At 69.0% G+C, this 18848-nt stretch carries 16 protein-coding genes and 1 pseudogene; 11 read left to right on the forward strand and 6 right to left on the reverse strand.

The features are described from left to right. Positions 1 to 24: 24 nt before the first annotated feature. Together priA and hemE are read right to left on the reverse strand one after the other, a co-directional pair. Entirely contained in the window at positions 25 to 2100 is a 2076-nt protein-coding gene (gene priA, locus ACN9MV_RS03955) for a replication restart helicase PriA (RefSeq protein ID WP_426391362.1), read from the reverse strand. Between the two features lie 477 nt (positions 2101 to 2577). Then, positions 2578 to 3687: a uroporphyrinogen decarboxylase gene (gene hemE / locus ACN9MV_RS03960; RefSeq protein ID WP_426391363.1), complete on the reverse strand. Its 1110-nt coding sequence runs from the start codon at positions 3685 to 3687 to the stop codon at positions 2578 to 2580. 127 nt (positions 3688 to 3814) lie between these two features. Between hemE and ACN9MV_RS03965 the strand changes: the two are divergent. The 10 genes and pseudogenes from ACN9MV_RS03965 to ACN9MV_RS04010 form a co-directional block, all read left to right on the forward strand. Continuing rightward, positions 3815 to 5407, forward strand: a pseudogene (locus tag ACN9MV_RS03965) (GMC family oxidoreductase); the annotation flags it as partial. Positions 5408 to 5486: 79 nt separating this feature from the next. Then, positions 5487 to 6296, forward strand: a complete 810-nt coding sequence (locus ACN9MV_RS03970; protein WP_177142409.1) for an SDR family NAD(P)-dependent oxidoreductase — start codon at positions 5487 to 5489, stop codon at positions 6294 to 6296. A gap of 18 nt (positions 6297 to 6314) precedes the next feature. Further along, positions 6315 to 7115, forward strand: coding sequence for a MoaF C-terminal domain-containing protein (locus ACN9MV_RS03975; RefSeq protein ID WP_426391365.1), 801 nt, complete (start codon positions 6315 to 6317; stop codon positions 7113 to 7115). A 39-nt stretch (positions 7116 to 7154) separates the two neighbouring features. Then, the gene (locus ACN9MV_RS03980; RefSeq protein WP_426391367.1) at positions 7155 to 7544 is read left to right on the forward strand and encodes a nuclear transport factor 2 family protein; all 390 of its coding nucleotides are present in this window, start codon (positions 7155 to 7157) and stop codon (positions 7542 to 7544) included. A 49-nt stretch (positions 7545 to 7593) separates the two neighbouring features. Continuing rightward, positions 7594 to 9096: an aldehyde dehydrogenase family protein gene (locus ACN9MV_RS03985; RefSeq protein WP_426391368.1), complete on the forward strand. Its 1503-nt coding sequence runs from the start codon at positions 7594 to 7596 to the stop codon at positions 9094 to 9096. A gap of 38 nt (positions 9097 to 9134) precedes the next feature. After that, positions 9135 to 10403, forward strand: coding sequence for an ABC transporter substrate-binding protein (locus tag ACN9MV_RS03990; RefSeq protein ID WP_426391369.1), 1269 nt, complete (start codon positions 9135 to 9137; stop codon positions 10401 to 10403). Positions 10404 to 10415: 12 nt separating this feature from the next. Further along, positions 10416 to 11285 carry a branched-chain amino acid ABC transporter permease gene (locus ACN9MV_RS03995; RefSeq protein ID WP_093178267.1) on the forward strand — a complete coding sequence of 290 codons (870 nt, stop codon included), beginning with the start codon at positions 10416 to 10418 and terminating at the stop codon, positions 11283 to 11285. Beyond that, entirely contained in the window at positions 11282 to 12355 is a 1074-nt protein-coding gene (locus tag ACN9MV_RS04000) for a branched-chain amino acid ABC transporter permease (protein ID WP_426391370.1), read from the forward strand. The genes ACN9MV_RS03995 and ACN9MV_RS04000 overlap by 4 nt, the downstream gene beginning before the upstream one ends. After that, positions 12352 to 13059 carry an ABC transporter ATP-binding protein gene (locus ACN9MV_RS04005; protein ID WP_093178270.1) on the forward strand — a complete coding sequence of 236 codons (708 nt, stop codon included), beginning with the start codon at positions 12352 to 12354 and terminating at the stop codon, positions 13057 to 13059. Before ACN9MV_RS04000 ends, ACN9MV_RS04005 begins: the two co-directional genes overlap by 4 nt. A 7-nt stretch (positions 13060 to 13066) precedes the next feature. Then, positions 13067 to 13774, forward strand: a complete 708-nt coding sequence (locus ACN9MV_RS04010) for an ABC transporter ATP-binding protein (protein WP_093178272.1) — start codon at positions 13067 to 13069, stop codon at positions 13772 to 13774. Positions 13775 to 13816: 42 nt separating this feature from the next. On the opposite strand, the gene ACN9MV_RS04015 is transcribed toward ACN9MV_RS04010, so the two are convergent. Next, a complete protein-coding gene (locus ACN9MV_RS04015) occupies positions 13817 to 14800 on the reverse strand; it encodes a helix-turn-helix domain-containing protein (RefSeq protein ID WP_093178273.1) in 984 nt (327 codons plus the stop codon). 131 nt (positions 14801 to 14931) lie between these two features. Further along, complete coding sequence (locus ACN9MV_RS04020; RefSeq protein WP_426391371.1) at positions 14932 to 15867, reverse strand: LysR family transcriptional regulator; 936 nt, start codon at positions 15865 to 15867, stop codon at positions 14932 to 14934. A gap of 80 nt (positions 15868 to 15947) precedes the next feature. On the opposite strand from ACN9MV_RS04020, the gene ACN9MV_RS04025 reads away from it, so the two are divergent. Then, complete coding sequence (locus ACN9MV_RS04025; protein ID WP_426391373.1) at positions 15948 to 16667, forward strand: SDR family oxidoreductase; 720 nt, start codon at positions 15948 to 15950, stop codon at positions 16665 to 16667. 13 nt (positions 16668 to 16680) lie between these two features. On the opposite strand, the gene ACN9MV_RS04030 is transcribed toward ACN9MV_RS04025, so the two are convergent. Together ACN9MV_RS04030 and ACN9MV_RS04035 are read right to left on the reverse strand one after the other, a co-directional pair. After that, positions 16681 to 18018 (reverse strand): MFS transporter, encoded by a 1338-nt coding sequence (locus ACN9MV_RS04030; protein WP_093178278.1) that lies wholly within the window; start codon positions 18016 to 18018, stop codon positions 16681 to 16683. A 134-nt stretch (positions 18019 to 18152) separates the two neighbouring features. After that, complete coding sequence (locus ACN9MV_RS04035) at positions 18153 to 18845, reverse strand: thioredoxin family protein (RefSeq protein ID WP_176928854.1); 693 nt, start codon at positions 18843 to 18845, stop codon at positions 18153 to 18155. Between the last annotated feature and the right edge of the window lie 3 nt (positions 18846 to 18848).

Raw genomic sequence — 18848 nt, forward strand, 5'->3', positions numbered from 1 at the left:
CGGTCTCAGGTTGATTGCCGCCAGTCAGATGCTGTGCGGATCGACGTCGACGAGCCATCGGATCACGCCTTTGCCCTCCGGCGTGCGCCGCAGTTCGTGCAATAGCGGCTGCCAACTCGCAAGCAGCCGCTGCAGCGCGGCGCGCGAGGGGCTTTCGATCAGCATCTGCGCACGCTCCACATTGGCCACGCGCTGGATCGCCAGCGGCACCGCCGGGTAGCGCGTGACGAGGTCGGAGCCCGGTATCGCCTCGGCCTGATCGGCTGCGATGTTCAGGAAGCCCTGCGCCACCGACTGCTCTCGCGCGTCGGCCCGCAGCAGCGCCTGGAACGCGAAGGGCGGCATGCCGGCCGCGCGGCGCTCGTCGAGCTGCTGCTGCGCGAAGCTGGCGTAGTCGTGCTTGCGCAGCGCCATGAACAGCGGGTGCTGCGCATGGTGCGTCTGGATCCACATTTCGGCCTTGGCGCCCTGCGCCGCGAGATACGCGGCATCGCGGCCCGCGCGGCCGGCCGACTGCATCAGCAGGCTGAACAGCCGCTCGGGCGCGCGGAAGTCACTGGAGAACAGCGCGCCGTCGGGGTTCACCGCCGCCACCAGCGTGATGCGGCGAAAGTCGTGGCCCTTGGCGATCATCTGCGTGCCGACCAGCACGTCGACCTCGCCCGCGTGCACGGCCGCGAGCTGCGATTCGAGCGCGCCCTGCTTCTTGGTGCTGTCGGCGTCGATGCGTGCGATGCGCACCGCGCTGCCATCGGGGTGCTTCACGGCCGAGAACAGCTCGGCCAGGTGCTCTTCGAGCCGCTCGGTGCCGCGGCCCACGGGCGCGATGTCGGGGTTGCCGCAGGCCGGGCAGGCGCGCGGCACGCGCTCGGTAAAGCCGCAGTGGTGGCAGCGCAGCGTGCGGTCGATCTTGTGGAACACGCGGTAGGCGCTGCAGTGCGGGCATTCGCTCTTCCAGCCGCAGTCGCCGCAGGCCAGCACCGGTGCGTAGCCGCGCCGGTTCAAGAAGATCATGCTCTGCTCGCCGCGCGCGATGCGCTGGCCGATGGCGTCGAGCAGCGCGCCCGAAATCACCGTCTTCGGCGGCTGCAGGTTCATGTCGACCAGCCGCACGGCCGGCAACTCGCCCGCGCCGATGCGCGAGGGCATGGCCAGCCGCACATAGCGCCCGCCCGGGTCTTCGCCTTCGGCGGGCCGGCTCTGGTGCCAGCTTTCGAGCGAGGGCGTGGCCGAGCCCAGGATCACCTTGGCCTTTTCGCGCTGGCCGCGCCACACGGCGAGGTCGCGTGCGGAATAGCGCGCGCCTTCCTGCTGCTTGTAGCTCGGGTCATGCTCTTCGTCGACCACGATGAGCTTGAGCCCCGGGATCGACGCGAACACCGCCATGCGCGTGCCCAGCACGATGCGCGCCGCGCCGCTGTGCGCCGCCAGCCAGCTCGCCAGCCGCTGCGGGTTGGTCATGCCGCTGTGCAGCGACACCACCGCTTCTTCGCCGAAGCGGGCCTTGAAGCGGGCTTCGAGCTGCGGCGTGAGGTTGATCTCGGGCACCATCACCAGCGCCTGCGCCTCGGGGTCGCGCGCGAGCAGGTCGGCCACGCAGCGCAGGTAGACCTCGGTCTTGCCGCTGCCGGTGCTGCCGACCAGCAAAAAAGTACCTGCTTCGGTCTCGATGCGCGCCAGGGCGGCCGTCTGCTCCGCGCTCAGCGCGATCAGGTTCGCCGACTCGGCTGTTTCGGCCACCGGCCCGGCCGTCGTCTTGCGCTTGAGCCGGCGCGCCAGCTGCGTCGTCGACAGGTCGCGCAGCTGCGGCGGCAGGGCGGCCAGCGCGATCTCGCCGATCGAGCGCTGGTAGTAGCGCGCTGCAAAGGCCACGAGGTCGCGCCACGCCTCGCCCAGCGGGGCCAGCGCGTCGAGCGCCGCGCCCACAGGCTTCAGCGCCATGTCGGGCTCGGCACCCACCAGCGAAACTGGCTCGTTCCAGACCACGCCCAGCACTTCGCGCTTGCCCAGCGGTACGCGCACCAGCGTGCCGGGCGGCATCGGCTCGGCGCTGGCGTAGCTCAGCAGGTCGCCGAGCGCGGCATGCGCGGGCGTCTGCACCGCGATGTCGAGTCGCCACGGCAGTGCTGGCGGCGCACCGTTCGTCGGCTGGGAAGCGCTGTCTAAGGGGAGGCCGGCTGTGGAGATGAGCGGTCCTTCTTGGAAAGGTTTGTTAAGGAGACTTTGAGCAAGAGCGCTTAAGTCGTTGATTTTTCAGAGCTTTGGAGGCCGTCCAGAGTTTCTGTGGATAACTTTGTTGACAAGCCGGCTCGATTCGCTGCGGGGCCTTGAAAATCAAGGCTCTGGCTGGAATGCCCGGAAAAAAAGCAAAGTTCAAATCCTATATAAATCAATAACTTAGCGTCGCTATCTCTTTAGGAGCAAAGAGGGAGGTCCCCCGGAAAATCTTGCGCAGTGCAACACGGGTTTTGTGCATAAGTCAGACCGATATGCCGTTTTTGCGCTTGACAAACGGCTTCGTACCAACTTTACGGGGCGCCTCGGTGCCCCGCCGGCCCGCTCCCGAAGACTGCAGTGTTAACTGCGCAGCGCGCGCGATTGGGCGTGCACCGCCTGCACCAGCGCCGCCACGTGGTCCGGCGGCGTGAACTGGCTGATGCCATGGCCCAGGTTGAAGATGTGCGTCGGGCCCTGGGTGCTGCGGTCGGCGTGGGGCTTGCCGAAGGCCTGCAGCACTTTCGCCACCTCGGCCTCGATCTGCGCGGGCGGCGCGAACAGCACGTTGGGGTCGATGTTGCCCTGCAGGGCCTTGGCCTTGCCGTCCGAGCCTTCGGCGATCTGCTTTCGCGCCGAGGCCAGGTTCACGGTCCAGTCGACGCCCAGCACCTCGCAGTCGAGTTCGCGCATGGCGTCGAGCCACAGGCCGCCGCCCTTGGTGAACACGATGCGCGGCACGGGCTGGCCGTCGGCGCCGGTGCGTTTGAGGCCGGCCAGCACGCGGGCCGTGTAGGCGAGGCTGAATTCCTGGAACGCGCCGTCGGCCAGCACGCCGCCCCAGCTGTCGAACACCATCACGGCCTGCGCGCCGGCGTCGATCTGGGCATTGAGGTACGCGGCCACCGAGTCGGCATTCACGGCCAGCAGGCGATGCATGAGATCGGGGCGGCCGTAGAGCATGCTCTTCACGAGGCGGTAGTCGCTGGAGCCCGCGCCTTCCACCATGTAGCAGGCCAGCGTCCACGGGCTGCCCGAGAAGCCGATCAGCGGCACGCGGCCGTCCAGCGCCTTGCGGATCGAGGCCACGGCATCGAACACGTAGCGCAGCTTGTCCATGTCGGGCACTTCGAGCGCGGCCACGGCCGCTTCGTCGCGCACCGGGCGCGCGAAGCGCGGACCCTCGCCGGCCTCGAACGACAGGCCCAGGCCCATCGCGTCGGGCACCGTCAGGATGTCGGAAAACAGGATGGCCGCGTCGAGCGGATAGCGCTCCAGCGGCTGCAGCGTGACCTCGGTGGCGTAGTCGGTGTTGGTGGCCAGCCCCATGAAGCTGCCCGCCTTGGCGCGGGTGGCGACGTACTCCGGCAGGTAGCGGCCGGCCTGGCGCATGAGCCAGACGGGCGTGTGGTCGGTGGCCTGGCGCCAGCAGGCTCGCAGGAAAGTGTCGTTTTGCAATGGGGCGAAAGGCATTTCCCGATTGTCGCAGGGCACCCCGGCATTGACCGACAGCGCATTTTGAGTTGCACCAACCCGCCTCGGTGATCCATGGCGCGCCGCAGCGCCGAGCATCCGGGCGGAACAACAACTCCGGACGAACATGGCGCAACAGGTTTTCGATTTCGTGGTGGTGGGGGCCGGCTCGGCGGGCTGCGTGCTCGCGCACCGGCTGGCGCTGGCGGGGCGCAGCGTGCTGCTGCTGGAGGCCGGCCCGCCCGACAACGACCGCTTCATCCACATGCCCGCCACCTTCGTGCGCGTGATCGGCACCGAGCGCACCTGGGCCTACGAGAGCGAGCCGCAACCCGCGGCGGGCGGCCGCAGGATGTTCGTGCCGCAGGGCCGCACGCTGGGCGGCGGCAGCTCGGTCAACGCCATGGTCTACATCCGGGGCACGCCGGCCGACTACGACGGCTGGCAGGCACAGGGCTGCGAAGGCTGGAGCTGGAGCGACGTGCTGCCGTGGTTCCGCAAGGCCGAGTCGAACGCGCGCTTCGCCTGCGAGCTGCACGGCACCAGCGGGCCGCTGAAGGTGAGCGACACGCGCTTCCGGCACCCGCTGAGCCTGGCTTTCCTGCGCGCGGCGCAGCAAAGCGGCCTGGCCTACAACGACGACTTCAATGGCGCCGACCAGGCCGGCGTGGGCTTCTACCAGACGACCACCTTCGAAGGCCGGCGCGCGAGCACCGCGGCCACCTACCTCGCGGCCGTGCGCGGCAACCCGAAGCTCACGGTGGTCACCGGCGCCCATGTGATGCGTGTGCTGACGCAAGACGGCGCCGCCACGGGCGTGGTCTACCGCACCGGCCAGGGCGGCACCGGCGAGGACATCGTGGCCACGGCAAGCCAGGAAGTGATCCTCTCGGCCGGCGCGCTGGCATCGCCCAAGCTGCTGATGCTGTCGGGCATCGGCCCCGGCGCGCAGCTGCAGGCGCTTGGCATTCCCGTGGCGCGTGACCTGCCCGGCGTGGGCGAGAACTTCCAGGACCACCTGGAGGTGTCGGTCTACGGCCGCACGCGCGAGCCGATCAGCCTGCTGGGCAACGACCGCGGCCTGGCCGCGCTGAAGCACGGCCTGCAATGGACGCTCTTCAACACCGGCCTTCTCACCTCCAACGTGGTCGAGAGCGGCGGCTTTGTCGACACCACCGGCGAAGGTCGGCCCGACCTGCAGTTCCACGTGCTGCCGGTGCTGGTGGGCGACGTCGACCGCGAGCCGCTGGCCGGCCACGGCATCTCGATCAACCCCTGTTTCCTGCGGCCCCGATCGCGCGGCAGCGTGCGGCTGCGCAGCGCCGATCCGATGGCACCGATCCTGTTCGACGGCGGCTACCTGCAGGCGCCGGAAGACGTCGCCACGCTGGTGCGCGGCGTGAAGCTGGCACGCCGCATCCTGCGCGCGCCGGCGCTGCGCGAGCTGGTGTCGGAGGAACTCGCGCCGTCCGCCGCTGAGGACCTGGCCGACGATGCCATCGAGGCCTACGTGCGCCAGCGCGCCAAGACCGTCTACCACCCGAGCGGCACCTGCCGCATGGGCCGCGATGAATTGGCCGTGGTCGATGCGCGCATGCGCGTGCACGGCGTGGCGAGGCTGCGCGTGTGCGACGCCTCGGTAATGCCATCGCTGGTCAGCGGCAACACCAACGCGCCCACGGTGATGCTGGCTGAGCGCTGCGCCGACTTCGCGCTGTCGGGCAACTAACTCTGCGCGTTCGGTCAATCGCCGATGCGCGCCGAAACCTAGAGTCGATCCCGACAAGGAGACAGAGCAAATGAGTTCCACGAGAGATTCCATGGCCGGCAAGGTCGCGTTCATCACGGGCGGCGGCACCGGCATCGGTGCGGCGGTCGCTGCGCAGTTCGCCGCGGCGGGCGGCCGTGTCGTGCTGATGGGGCGGCGCCTTGCGCAGCTCGAGGCCGTCGCTTCGAAGCTCGACGGCCTCGCGGTGGCAGGCGACGCCGCCAGCACAGAAGACGTGCGCCGGGCACTGACCCAGGCACGCGAGAAGCTCGGCCGTGTCGACGTGCTCGTCGCCAACGCGGGCGGCCACGGCGTGGGAGATGCGCTGTCCACCGACGACGCCTCGTGGGCGCTCTCGACGCGCCTGAACCTCGACACCGCCTTCGTCTGCGCACGCGAACTGCTGCCGGAGCTGATCGAGCGGCGCGGCAACATCGTCGTGCTGTCTTCCCTCGCAGGCCACTTCGCAGGGCCGGGCGTGGTCGGCTACGTGACGATGAAGCATGCGCTCATCGGCCTGGTGCGTTCGCTGGCGCGTGACTACGGCAGGCAGGGCGTGCGCGTGAACGCGGTGTGCCCGGGCTGGGTGCGCACCGAGATGGCCGACGAACAGATGCAGGTGCTCGTCGACAAGTACCGCCTGGCCGGCACCGATGCGGCCTACGACCTCGTCACGCGCGACGTGCCCATGGGCCGCGCCGCCAGCCCCGGGGACGTGGCGAATGCCGTGATGTTCCTCGCCTCGCCGCTGGCCGCGATGGTCACCGGCAGCTCGCTGATGGTCGATGGCGGCGCCTGCGCCGTGGACCTTCCCACCATCGCCTTCGCGCACGACGCCTGAACAAGGAACAACGACGCCATGAGCACAGACACCACCAAGCCCGCCGACTGGAAGACCTACGACCAGTTCGCACTCGGCATTGCCACCAACCGCCTGCCGCCCACCGACGCGCTTGCGGGCCGGACGCTGGTGCTGGCCCTGCCCGACTTCCGCCTCGCATTGAAGCCGCGCACGCAGCACACGATCGACTGGCAGGAAGAGGGGGCACGCGGCGGGCAGGCGCAGGGCGACTGGTACGAGGCCATCGAGGTCGCGCCAGACACCTTCTTCCTCGATATCACGCAGGCCGGCCGGCCCACCGAGGCAGTGACCGTGGTGCTCAACACGCGCACGCGCCGCGTGCTCGCCATCCGCTGCCGCATCGTCGGTGCAGAGGAGGCCGCCGGCCAGCCGCGCGTGCCGCAGGACTTCTGGGTCGGCACGCTCGAAGGCGGTGATGCCACCGGCCTTGTCCCGCACGCTACGCGCGACCTCATCGGCCTGCGCACCTGGCAGACCTACAGCCCCAACCACACCTACGAGCACACCTACCTGAGCTCGGAGCGCTACGCCTGGCAGTGCCTGGTCGGCGTGCAGCGCGGCCACGGCGACGTCGACCTGGCGAGCTACTGGAAGTTCGACGACGAGCAGTACGTCTTCACCTTCCGCGAGTTCCTGATTCCGGTGGCGTCGGTGTTCCTCTTCGACTTTGCGCGCGGCCGCTCGACTGGCAAGTTCCTCGGCGTCACCGGTGCCGGCGAAGTCGCCAACAACCCCGCGGGCGCCTTCATGCGCAAGGCCTCGCAGACCTTCTATCCGCCCGAGTTCGGGCCGGTCTGATCTTTCCCTTCTTAGCTGTCACACCAGGAGCTTCACTTCATGCGCACGCCCCACCAGATCGTTGCCGATCACTACGCCGCCTCCGACCGGCAGGACATCGACGCCATGTTCGCCGACGTGTCCGACGACGTGCAGTGGACCGAGATGGCCGGCTTTCCCTGCGCCGGCACGCACGTCGGCCCGGCGCAGGTGATCGAGAAGGTCTTCAAGGCGCTGGGCGCCGAGTGGGAGGGCTACCGCTTCGTGCTGGAGCGGCTGGTCGACGGCGGCGACACCGTGGTCGGCATTGGCGACTACCACGGCCGCAACCGCGCCACCGGCAAGACCATGCACGCGCGCGTCACCCATGTGTGGCAGGTGCAGGGCGGCAAGGTGCGGCGCTTCGAGCAGTTCACAGACACGCTGCTCGTGGCGCGCGCCATGCAGTGACAGCACTTTCTTCTTTCTCTTCTTCAACGCATCGCCCCGGAGCCCCTTCATGAATCTGCGAGACCTGTCGATCGAACACCTCGGCCAGGTGGGCCTGCTGGCACAGCGCCGGCGTGGCAACCACATCGACGGCCGCGAGGCGCCCCCCGCCAGCGGCAGCTACCTGCCGGTGGTCGACCCCGCCACCGAGATGACCGTGGCCGAGGCACCCGACAGCGACGCGGCTGACGTGAACATCGCCGTCGCCAGCGCGCGCCGCACTTTCGAGAGCGCCGCATGGAGGTCGCTGCGCCCTGCCGACCGCGAGCGCATGCTCTACACGTTGTCGACGCTGATCGAAGCGCACGCCGACGAACTCAGTGCGCTCGAGACGCTGCAAAGCGGCAAGCTGCGCGGCATCGCCCGCATGGTCGACGTGGGCGCGGGCGCCGAGTTTGTGCGCTACATGGCGGGCTGGGCCACCAAGCTCGAAGGCCAGACGCTGGACAACTCCATCGGTATTCCGGGTCCGCAGTGGGTGACCTACACGCGGCGCGAACCGGTCGGCGTGGTGGGCGCGATCGTGCCGTGGAACTTCCCGCTGGCCATCGCGCTGTGGAAGGTCGCGCCCGCGCTCGCGGCAGGCTGCACCGTGGTGCTCAAGCCTTCGGAAGAAACACCGCTCACCGCGCTGCGGCTGGCCGAACTGGCCATCGAGGCGGGCTTTCCGCCGGGCGCGCTCAACGTGGTGTGCGGGCGTGGCGCTACGGCCGGCGCGGCGCTCGCGCAGCATCCGGACGTCCGCAAGATCAGCTTCACCGGATCGACCGGCGTGGGCCGGCAGATCGGCCATGCCGCCGTCGACAACATGGCGCGCTTCACGCTGGAGCTGGGCGGCAAGTCGCCGCTGATCGTGCTTGACGACGCCGACCCGGCCGCGGCGGCGCAGGGTGCGGCCAACGGCATCTTCTTCCACCAGGGGCAGGTGTGCACCGCGGGCTCGCGCGTGTATGTGCAGCGCGGCATCTTCGACAAGGTGGTGTCGCAACTGGCGCAGGCCGCCGAGGGGCTGCACATCGGCTCGGGCTTCGACCCGCAGGCGCAGTTCGGCCCGCTCGTCTCCAGGCGCCACATGGACCGCGTGATGGCGCACATCGACGGTGCGGTGGCCGAGGGCGCGACGCTGGTCACCGGCGGTAGCCGAGCCTTCGATGGCGGCTGCTTCGTGAAGCCCACCGTGTTCGTCGACGCGAAGCCCTCGATGCGCATCGTGCGCGAGGAGGTGTTCGGCCCGGTCGCGACGGTCGTGCCCTTCGACGACGTGGAAGACGCGATCCGCATGGCCAACGACAGCGCCTACGGCCTGGCCGCCAGCGTGTGGTCGAACAGCCTCTCGGCCGTGCACCGCATCGTGCCGCGCCTGCAGGCGGGTGTGGTCTGGGTCAACGCGCACAACGTGCTCGACAACGCACTGCCGCTGGGCGGCGTGAAGCAGTCGGGCTACGGGCGCGACCTGGGGCGCGCGGCGGTCGAGAGCTTCACCGAGCTCAAGAGCGTGTGCATGGCGGTGTAGCCGCCGGGTTTCGATCACCAGAAAAGGAGACATCCATCATGAAGAAGATCCAGAAGAAGATTTCGCTGTCCTTCGCGGTCGGCGCCATGGGTATCGCGGGTGCGGGCGGTGCATGGGCACAGTCGGCCCCCGACTGCGGCCTCAACACCGGCAAGCCCGCAACGGGCGAGCCCATTCCCATCGGCGCGGTGGTCGGCAAGACCGGCCCCGACGACTTCAGCGCCTCGGGCCAGGCGGCGGCCGCGTACTTCAAGTGCGTGAACGCCAACGGCGGCATCAACGGCCGCCCGGTCGACTACATCGTGGTCGACGACCAGTGGAACCCGGAGACCGCCGCGCAGGTCGCCTCCAAGCTCGTGAAGGACCGCAAGGTGGTGGCGCTCGCGGGCAGCACCAGCTTCGTGGAGTGCGGCGCCAACGCCAAGATGTACGCCGACGAGGGCGTGATGGTCATCGCCGGCACCGGCGTGCCGCGCGAGTGCTTCAACGCGCGCAACTACGTGCCGGTGAACGCGGGGCCGCGCGTGTCGGCCACCATCGCCGCCATGTACGCCGCGCAGAAGTACAAGTCGAAGAAGATGGTCTGCATCATTCCGAACATCCCCAGCCTGGGCAACTGGGCCTGCGAAGGGCCGAAGGAGTGGGGCAGAAAGAACGGCGTGGAGGTCGAGACCATCGCCATCGACCCCGGCTCGGCCGACGCCACCTCCACCATGCTGCAGGCGGCCGCGAAGAAGCCCGACACCATCATCATGAACGTGCCCAAGGGCATCCTGGTGCCGATGCTGGCGGCCGCCGAGCAGCAGAACATCGGCAAGAAGATCCACTTCGTGTCGTCCGCGCCGGCCTACAACACCGACGTGCCCAAGGCCATCGGGCCCTACTGGAAGGGCAACTTCGACGTCAACCTCGAATTCAACCCGCTCGAATCGGCAGGCCCCGACAACAAGAACTGGCTTGCGGTGATGGACAAGTACGGCGCTAAGAGCGATCCGCGCGACACCTTCTCGCAAGGCGGCTACGTGGCAGCGCGCATCGTGACGCAGGCGCTGCTGAAGATGGACCCGAAGAAGATCGACCGTGCAGGCGTGACCGATGCGCTGCGCAAGGTGAGCGACTTCAGGAGCGACATCCTGTGCAAGCCCTTCTACGTGGGCAACGGCAACCGCCACAACGCCAACAACAGCGGCCCGGTAGCCAGCCCCGACGGCAACGGCTGGCGCTTCGCCCCCGGCGGCTGCCTGACGGCGGACGACCCGGAGCTGGTCGACATCCGCGCCGACGAGCAGAAGATGGGCCTGAAGTAAGCGCGCCCGGCCATGGACGAATACCTGCCTTTCGTCATCTCGGGCCTGGGCCTGGGCGCGGTGTATGCGCTCTCCGGCGTGGGGCTGGTGGTGCTCTACCGCTCGTCGGGGGTGCTGAACTTCGCCTTCGGTGCCATCGGCGCGATCGGCGCCTACGTGGCCTGGTCGATGCTCGAGGCGGACTGGCCGCAGGGGCTGGCGTGGTGCGCGGCCATCGTCACTTCGATGCTGCTGTCGCTGGCCTACGGACGGCTGCTGGCGCCGCGGCTGTCGCACCGCGATCCGACCATCCGCAGCATCGCGACGCTGGGCTTCGCGCTGGTGGTGGTGGGCTTCACCGAGTGGTACTGGGGCGAACAGCCGCGCCGGCTGGTGCTGCCTACCGACGCGGGCGCCATCGACTTCGTGCTGGGCGAGGTCGAGGTGCGGCTTACCCATACCCGCGCCCTGGGGCTCGCGCTGGCCGTGCTGATGATGGGCGGCGTGGGCCTGCTGCTGTCGAAGACGCGCGTGGGCCTGAAGATGCGCGCGCTGGCCAACGACCGCGACCTGAGCGCGCTGCTCGGCATCCGCGTGCTGGGCGTCGACACAGTGGCCTGGGTGCTCAGCGGAGCCTTCGCCGGCGTGTGCGGCCTGCTGCTCGCGAACATCGTGCGGCTGCAGGCCACGCTGCTGACCTTCCTGGTGATTCCGGCCTTTGCCGCCGCCATCATCGGCCGCCTGCACTCGCTGCCGGCCACGGTGGCGGGCGGCATCGCCATCGGCGTACTGGAGGCGCTGGCGATCACCGTGCCGGGCTTCGCGGCGTTCCGCACTGCCACGCCGTTTCTGATCGCGCTGGCGATGATCGTGTTCTATCGCACCGGGACGCGGCAGGCATGAGCGCCTCTTCGACCATCGTCGGGGCTGTGCCGGCGCACGACGTGCAGGGGCCGCCGGCTTCGCTCGCGCAAGCATCGCGCCGCGCGCGCATCTCGCTGGCGGTGATGGTGGGCTGCGTGCTGCTCATCGGCCTCGTTGTGCCGTGGCTGGCCAATGCCTACTGGATCAAGACGCTGACCTCCTCGCTCGCGCTGTCGATCGCGGCGGCCGGCGTGGCTCTGCTCTACGGCCAGCTGGGGCTGGTATCGCTGTGCCAGTACGCGCTGCTCGGCGTGGGCGGTTGGATCGCATTGCGCGCGGGGCACGGGATGGGCTGGCCCTTCGAGCTGTCGGTGCTCGCGGGCGGGTTGCTGTCGTGCGTGGTGGGCATGCTCGCGGGGCTGCCGGCGCTGCGGCTCAAGGGGCTGTACCTGGCGCTCGTCACGATGATGATGGCGGGCGGCTTCCAGGTGCTCATCAACGTCACAGGCTTTCCCGACGGCGGCGCGGGATGGCTGGGCCGCGTGTTCGGCAGCGAGCGGCTGATGATGCCCAGACCGACGCTGGCGCTTTCCGACGCGGCGTACTTCCGCTACGTGGCCGTGTGGCTGGCGGCGGTGCTGGCGCTGATCGAGCTTCACCGACGCACGCGCGCCGGGCGCTCGTGGGCGCTGATCCGGCGCGGCGAGGCGGCGGCCGTGGCGGCCGGTGTGAACATCCTGCGCTACCAGACCTGGGCCTTCGGCCTCGCGGGCTTCTGCGCCGGCGTGGCGGGCGCATTGCTTGCGGGCGGCGTGGGGCAGCTCGACGGGCGCGCCTTCACCGCGGGCGACTCGGTGATGCTGTTCGCGCTCACGGTGGTGGGAGGGGCCTACAACTGGGCGGGCGCGCTGATTGCCGGCTTGCTGCTTCGCGCGGTGCCGGCGCTGCTGACGGACTTCGGGGTGAATGGCTATCTGGCGATGATCTTCTTCGGCGTCGCGTTGCTGCATGCCCTCATCACCGCGCCCAGCGGCATCGCCGGACAACTGGCTGGCGCCTTCGCAGCAGTGCGCCAGCGGCTGTCTGGCGGCAAGGATGCTCCGCCATGATCCGCATCAGCGATCTCACCGTCGCCTTCGGCGGCGTCAAGGCCATCGACGCGCTGAGCGCCGAACTCGATGCGCCGGTGTGCGGCCTCATCGGCCCCAACGGCGCGGGCAAGACCACGCTGGTCAACGTGCTCAGCGGCCTCGTGCTGCCGCGCAGCGGCACCGTCGCGGTGAACGGCGCCGATCTGCTGGGCCTGAATCCCATCGAGCGCGTGCGCTTCGGCCTGCGCCGGTCGTTCCAGACCGAGCAGGTGGTGGAGGACCTCAGCGTGTGGGACAACGTGCGCGCCCTGCTCGACCACGTGCCGCATGCGCGCAGCGATGCGGTGGCGCAGGTCGCGCGCGCGCTGGCGCACACCGGCCTGCTCGATGCGGCAACGGTGCCGGGCCATCTGCTCAACCTGTTCCAGCGCCGCATGCTGGAGATCGCCAAGTCGCTGGTCGGCGCGCCCAAGCTGCTCCTGCTCGACGAACCCGGCGCGGGCCTCACCGAACAGGAGGCCGGCGCGCTGCGCCGCGTGATCGGCTCGGTGCACGCTTTCTGCGGCGCGCAGGTGCTGCTGATCGACCATGACGTCGACCTGATCGCGGCCACCTGCACGCAGACCCTGGTGCTCGATTTCGGCCGCCGACTCGCGCTCGGCCCGACGCGCCAGGTGCTCGACGACCCGGCCGTGCGCAAGGCCTACCTCGGAACGGAGTGACAAGCACATGCTGAGCGTGAACGATCTGCGCCTGCAGCGCGGCGGCAAGGCCGTGCTGCACGGCATCGACCTGCAGGTGCCTCCCGGCGAAGTGACGGCGCTGCTGGGTGCGAACGGCGCGGGCAAGTCGAGCACGGTGATGGCCATCGGCGGCGTGCTGCCGATTGCGGGCGGACGCATCGAGGTCGAGGGCCATGCGCTGCACGGCCAGCGGCCCGAGCGCGTGCGTGCGCTCGGCGTGGCGGTGGTGCCTGAGGGCCACCGCGTGCTGGGCGATCTCTCGGTGCTCGACAACCTGCGCGCCGCCGCCACTGCGTTGCCCGCTGCGCGCGTGGCCGATGCTGTGGAGCAGGTGCTCGCGGTGTTTCCGGAATTGCGCGTGAAGCTCGCGCTGCCCGCGCGTTCGCTCTCGGGCGGCCAGAAGCAGATGGTCTGCATCGCGCAGGCGCTGATCGGCAAGCCGCGCTACCTGGCCATCGACGAGCTCTCGCTGGGGCTCGCGCCCACGGTGGTCAAGCGGCTGGTGGAGGTGGTGCAACAGGTCGCGCGCGAAGGTGTGGGCGTGCTGCTGATCGAACAGTTCACCACGGTGGCGCTCGCGGTGTCGAGCCGCGCCTATGTGCTGGAGCGTGGTCGCATGGCCTTCGCGGGCTCGTCGCAGGAACTGCGTAGCCGGCCGGAGATACTGCACAGCAGCTATCTCGCGGCGGCTTGACGAAGGTTCGACGGGAGCGCGAAGGCGCGGCTTACCTGGGCGCTAGTGCGTCAGCATGGCCGAGGCGGCGACGCTCCCGGCCTCGCGCCGCTGGAACTCGCGCGGCGACACGCCGTATTGCGCCTTGAACACTCGGCAGAAATGCGCACTGCTGTTGAAGCCCCAGGCAAAGGCAATCTCCGACACCGACGTGCGACCGCCCGCCGCGTTGCGCAGCGCCTCGCTGCAGCGCTCGAGCCGCATCTGCCAGATGAAGCGGTCGAGCGTCTGCTCCTCGTCCTCGAACACGCGGTGCAGGTAGCGTTTGGAGCAACGCAGCTGCTGCGCGATGAGGTCGAGCGACAGGGTCGGGTCCGCGAGGTGCGCGTGCACGAACTGTTTCACGCGCACCTTCAGCACGCCAGGCACCGGGTGCGCGCCGAACTGCTCGTCGGAGTGGGTGGCAAGCGTGGAGGCCAGCAGGCCCAGCACCGTGTCGCTGACCGAGCGGCCGACTGCGTTGGGCAGCGAGGGCAGCTGGTCGGCCAGCGAGGTGAGGAACGAGCCGAGCACCGCGTAGAGCCCCTGCATGGCCGGCGTGTGCGCCTCGCAGGTGTGCAGGTCGGGGATCTTCATGCCCTTGAACTGCTGGCGCGGGATGGTGATGGCCAGCAGGCGCGAGCGCTCGGGGTTGGTGATGGCGTAGGGCACGCGTGGGTCGTACAGGCTCCAGTCGCCGGGGTGCAGGTGGAACTCGCGGTCGCGCTGCGAGATGTGGCCGTGGCCTTCGAGCTGCAGCACCAGCTTGTAGTGCTCGTCGAGCGCGATCTCGCTGCGCATGTCGGGCCGCGCCACGCGGTGCGAGGGCGCCTCGATCATGAACATGCCCAGCGGGCCGAGTTCGTAGGCGTCCATGCGCGCGTCGAAGGTGCCTGTGTCCAGGCACTGCACGTTCAGCGCGCCGAAGTAGGTGGTGTTGATCCGGCCCCAGCAGGCCTGCCGGTCGGCGGGGTGTTCGAGCAGCGTGCTGAAATGGTGTGCGTTCATGCCGTGGGTTCCGTGGAGGGCGCCCGGAAGCGCTTCCGCAGGATAGGCACGCGGGGGCGCGACATCATCGGTGTTTCCACCCGGGACACCGTGGATGCTGCGCTCCCGGTCAACGTACGGTGCGCGCTGGATCAACACACGGGCTTCTCGCCGAACACCTCGGCCATGAGGCCGATCAGCCACTGCAGGCCTGGATCGCCGTCGCGCGCTGCCGCCCACAGCAGCGACACCTCGTAGGCCGGTGTTTCGAAAGGCAGCGGGCTCACGGCCAGCCCGAGCGCGTCGCGCCACGTGGCGGCGGCGAAGGTGGGCACGGTGGTGATGGCGGGCATCTGCCGCACGATGAAGGGGCTGGTCGCGAAGTTGCGGCTGGAGAACACGACCTGGCGCGCATGCCCCTGCTCGCGCAGCAGATCGTCGACGAGCCCGCTCAGGTCGGCGCTGAACGAGGTCAGCAGGTGCGGGTGGTGCAGGTATTCCTGGAGCGTGATCCGCTTGCCGCGTGTCTTCACGAGCGCGGCGTTGTAGACGCAGACGAAGTGCCAGCCGAACAGCGCGCGTTGCCGGTGCCATGCGGCGCACTCGATGAACACGCCCACCGCCAGTTCGATTTCGGTCGCATCGAGCATGCCGGGCGCATTGGTGCGGTCGGCCGCGCGTGCGATGAGCCGCACCCCCGGCGCCTGTTCGGAAAGTCGCTGCATGAGCTGCGGCATCAGCGCCACCTCGAGCGCGTCGCTCAAACCGATGCGGAACACGCGCTTGGCCGTGGCGGGGTCGAACGCCGGCTGTGCATGCAGCGCCTGCTGCAGCGACAGCAGCAGCGGCTCGATGACGCGCGCGAGTTCGAGCGCGCGCGGCGTCGGCGTCATACCGTGCGAGGTGCGCACGAACAGCTCGTCGCCCAGCGCGGCGCGCAGGCGCTTGAGCGCGCCGCTCAGGGCCGGCTGGCCAATGAACAGGCGCTGCGCCGCACGCGTGACGCTGCGTTCGTGCAGCAGCGCGTGGAACACCAGCAGCAGGTTCAGGTCGAGCCGCCTGAAATCACTTTCGTTGATGTATTCCATGGTTTCAAACGATTTGAATGATAGGGCGCCGCTCCCTAACCTGAAGGCACTTTCTTCATCAGGCATTCAAAGGAGTCGACATGGCTTTGGAACAACAGACAGTGGTGGTGGTCGGCGGCTCGTCGGGCGTGGGGCTCGAAACCGTGCGGCGGCTTGCGGCAACCGGTGCCCGCGTGATCGCGACTGGGCGCGACAGCGGCAAGCTGCAGGAAGCGATCGGCGGCTTGGGCAGGAACGTGAGCGGCGCGGCCTTTGACGCCTGCGATCGCGGTGCGCTCGATGCTTTCTTCGAGAAGACCGGGCCCGTCGATCACCTGGTGCTCACGCTCAGCGGCGGCGAGGGCGCGGGCGAATTCGCGCAGCTCGATCTTCAGTCGCTGCGCCGCGGCTTCGAGGCCAAGTTCTGGCCGCAGCTCGAAGCGGCGCAAGCCGGCGCGCGCGTGCTGCGCAAGGGCGGCAGCCTGACCTTCGTGACGGCGATTTCCGCGCGCAATTCGCTGCCCGGCACAGCGGGACTGGCCGCGATCAACGGCGCGCTCGAAGCGATGGTGGGCAGCCTGGCGCGCGAGCTGAAGCCGAGCCGGGTGAATGCCGTGTCACCCGGCCTCATCGACACGCCGTGGTGGAACCGCGTGCCAACCGCGATGAAGGACGACCTGTTCCGCCAGCAGGTCGAGACGCTTCCCGTCGGCCGCGTGGGGCAGCCGCAGGACGTGGCGCACGCTATCCAGTTCCTGATCGAGAACGGCTACACCACGGGCACGGTGATCGAGTGCGACGGCGGGTTGCGGCTGGTGTGAAGAAGACGGAGGATCAGACCGCCGGCACGCGACGTGCGTCCGCCGGACTCACGTTGCGCCGGTACAGCACCAGCGTCGCGATCAGCCCGCAGATCGCGGCTGCCGTCATCCACAGGCCTGGCGCGCCCTTGTCGCCGGTCATCTCGATCAGCCCGGTTGCAATTGCCGGCGTGAAGCCGCCGAACAGCGCCGTCGCCAGGCTGTACGCCAGCGAGAAGCCGGCGGTGCGCACATTCACCGGCATCACTTCGGTCAGGGCCACGACCATCGCGCCGTTGTAGCTCGCATAGAGGAACGACAGCCACAGCTCCACTTCGAGCATGCGCGCGAAGCTCGGCGCGCCCACCAGCCACTTGAGCGACGGGTATGCCGTGAGGATGGTCAGCACCGTGAACAGAATCAGCAGCGGCTTGCGGCCCACGCGGTCCGACAGCGAGCCCATGATCGGCAGCCAGATGAAGTTGGAGATGGCCACGCACAGCGTGACGATCAGCGCGTCGGTTGTGCTCAGGTGCAGCACGGCCTTGCCGAAGGTGGGCGTGTAGACGGTGATCAGATAGAACGACACCGTGGTCATCGACACCAGCATCATCCCGGCGACCACCAGGCCCCAGTTGGCGACCATCGACTGGAAGATCTCGCGCGCGTCGGGGCGGTGCTTGCGCGCCATGAACTCCTCGGTTTCCTGCAGCGAGCGGCGGATGATGAACAGCACCGGCACGATCAGGCAGCCCACGAAGAAGGGAATGCGCCAGTAGAAGTCGCCGATCTCCTGCGACGTGAAGGTCACGTTGAGCCAGTAGCCGAGCGCCGCCGCGACGACGATGGCCACCTGCTGGCTGGCCGACTGCCAGCTCACGTAGAAGCCCTTGTGGCCCGGCGTCGCCATTTCCGACAGGTACACCGACACGCCGCCCAGCTCCACGCCGGCCGAGAAGCCCTGCAGCAGCCGGCCGATCAGCACCAGCAGCGGCGCCGCCAGGCCGATGGTGGCGTAGGCCGGCACGCAGGCGATCAGCAGCGTGCCCACGGCCATCAGCGCGAGCGTGACGATCAGGCCCTTGCGGCGGCCGACGCGGTCGACATACGCGCCGAGAAAGATCGCGCCCAGCGGCCGCATCAGGAAGCCTGCGCCGAAGGTCATGAAGGTCAGCATCAGCGAGGCGAATTCGTTGCCCGCGGGGAAGAACGCCTTCGAGATCTGCGTGGCATAGAAGCCGAACAGGAAGAAGTCGAACATCTCCATGAAGTTGCCGCCCGTCACGCGCAGGACGGTGGCGACCTTGGAGGACGAGGCAGTGGAGGCGTGGGCGGCCGTGCCCGATTGCGCAGCGTTGGGCGCAGGATTCATCTTTTTGTCCCCTTGGGCTGTATTGGCGATGTGCTCGCACAAGGGTAGGCCGGACTCCCCGACCGCTACCTGACTGCGCAGGTCAGGTAGCTGTCACGCGCGCATTGCGTTACGTTGCGTCGCGCGGACGGACTTCAGGTTTTGTACTTGATCGAACAGCCGTAGGGCCGCGTACTGGCGGCCGATATCGGCTTGCCGCCGAAGGCCTCGCCCAGCGCCTGGTTCACGTAGTTGGTCGCGGTCTTGATGTCGTCCGCCCGCGCCGAGGCGATGCTGTCGATGCCGCCTGCGTACACCAGCGTGCCCTTGGGGTCGATGATGAAGATGTGCGGCGTGGTGCGCGCGCCGTAGACCTGGCCGATCAGGCCGTCTTCGTCCATCAGCACGGCGGTGGGCGCGGCCTTTTGCGACCTCATCCACGCGTCGAGCGCATCGGGCTTCAGGTAGTCGGTGGCGGCGCGCTCGGTGGAATTGATGGCCAGCCACACCACGCCCTTGTCGGTCGCGGCCTTCTGCGTGGCGGGCATGTTGCCGCTACCGTAGTGCTTGCGCACGAAGGGGCAGCCGGGGTTGGTCCATTCGAGCACCACGAACTTGCCGGCGAAGTCCGAAAGCTTGTGCTTGGCGCCGCTGGTGTCTACGGCAACGAAATCGGGCGCCTGCTGGCCCACGGCGGGTGCGGCGGCGGCATTGCTGCCCATCAGGAAGGTGGCGCCGAGCGCCACGGCGGCGGCGACTACGGCACGGCGGGAGGCCCGGCTCAGGGCGGCGCGGGCATGACGCGCGGCACGACGGGAACGCGAGTCGGTGGATGGCGAAAGAGACATGGC

This window comes from Variovorax sp. R-27 (genome assembly GCF_049913215.1).
Classification (GTDB): domain Bacteria; phylum Pseudomonadota; class Gammaproteobacteria; order Burkholderiales; family Burkholderiaceae_C; genus Variovorax.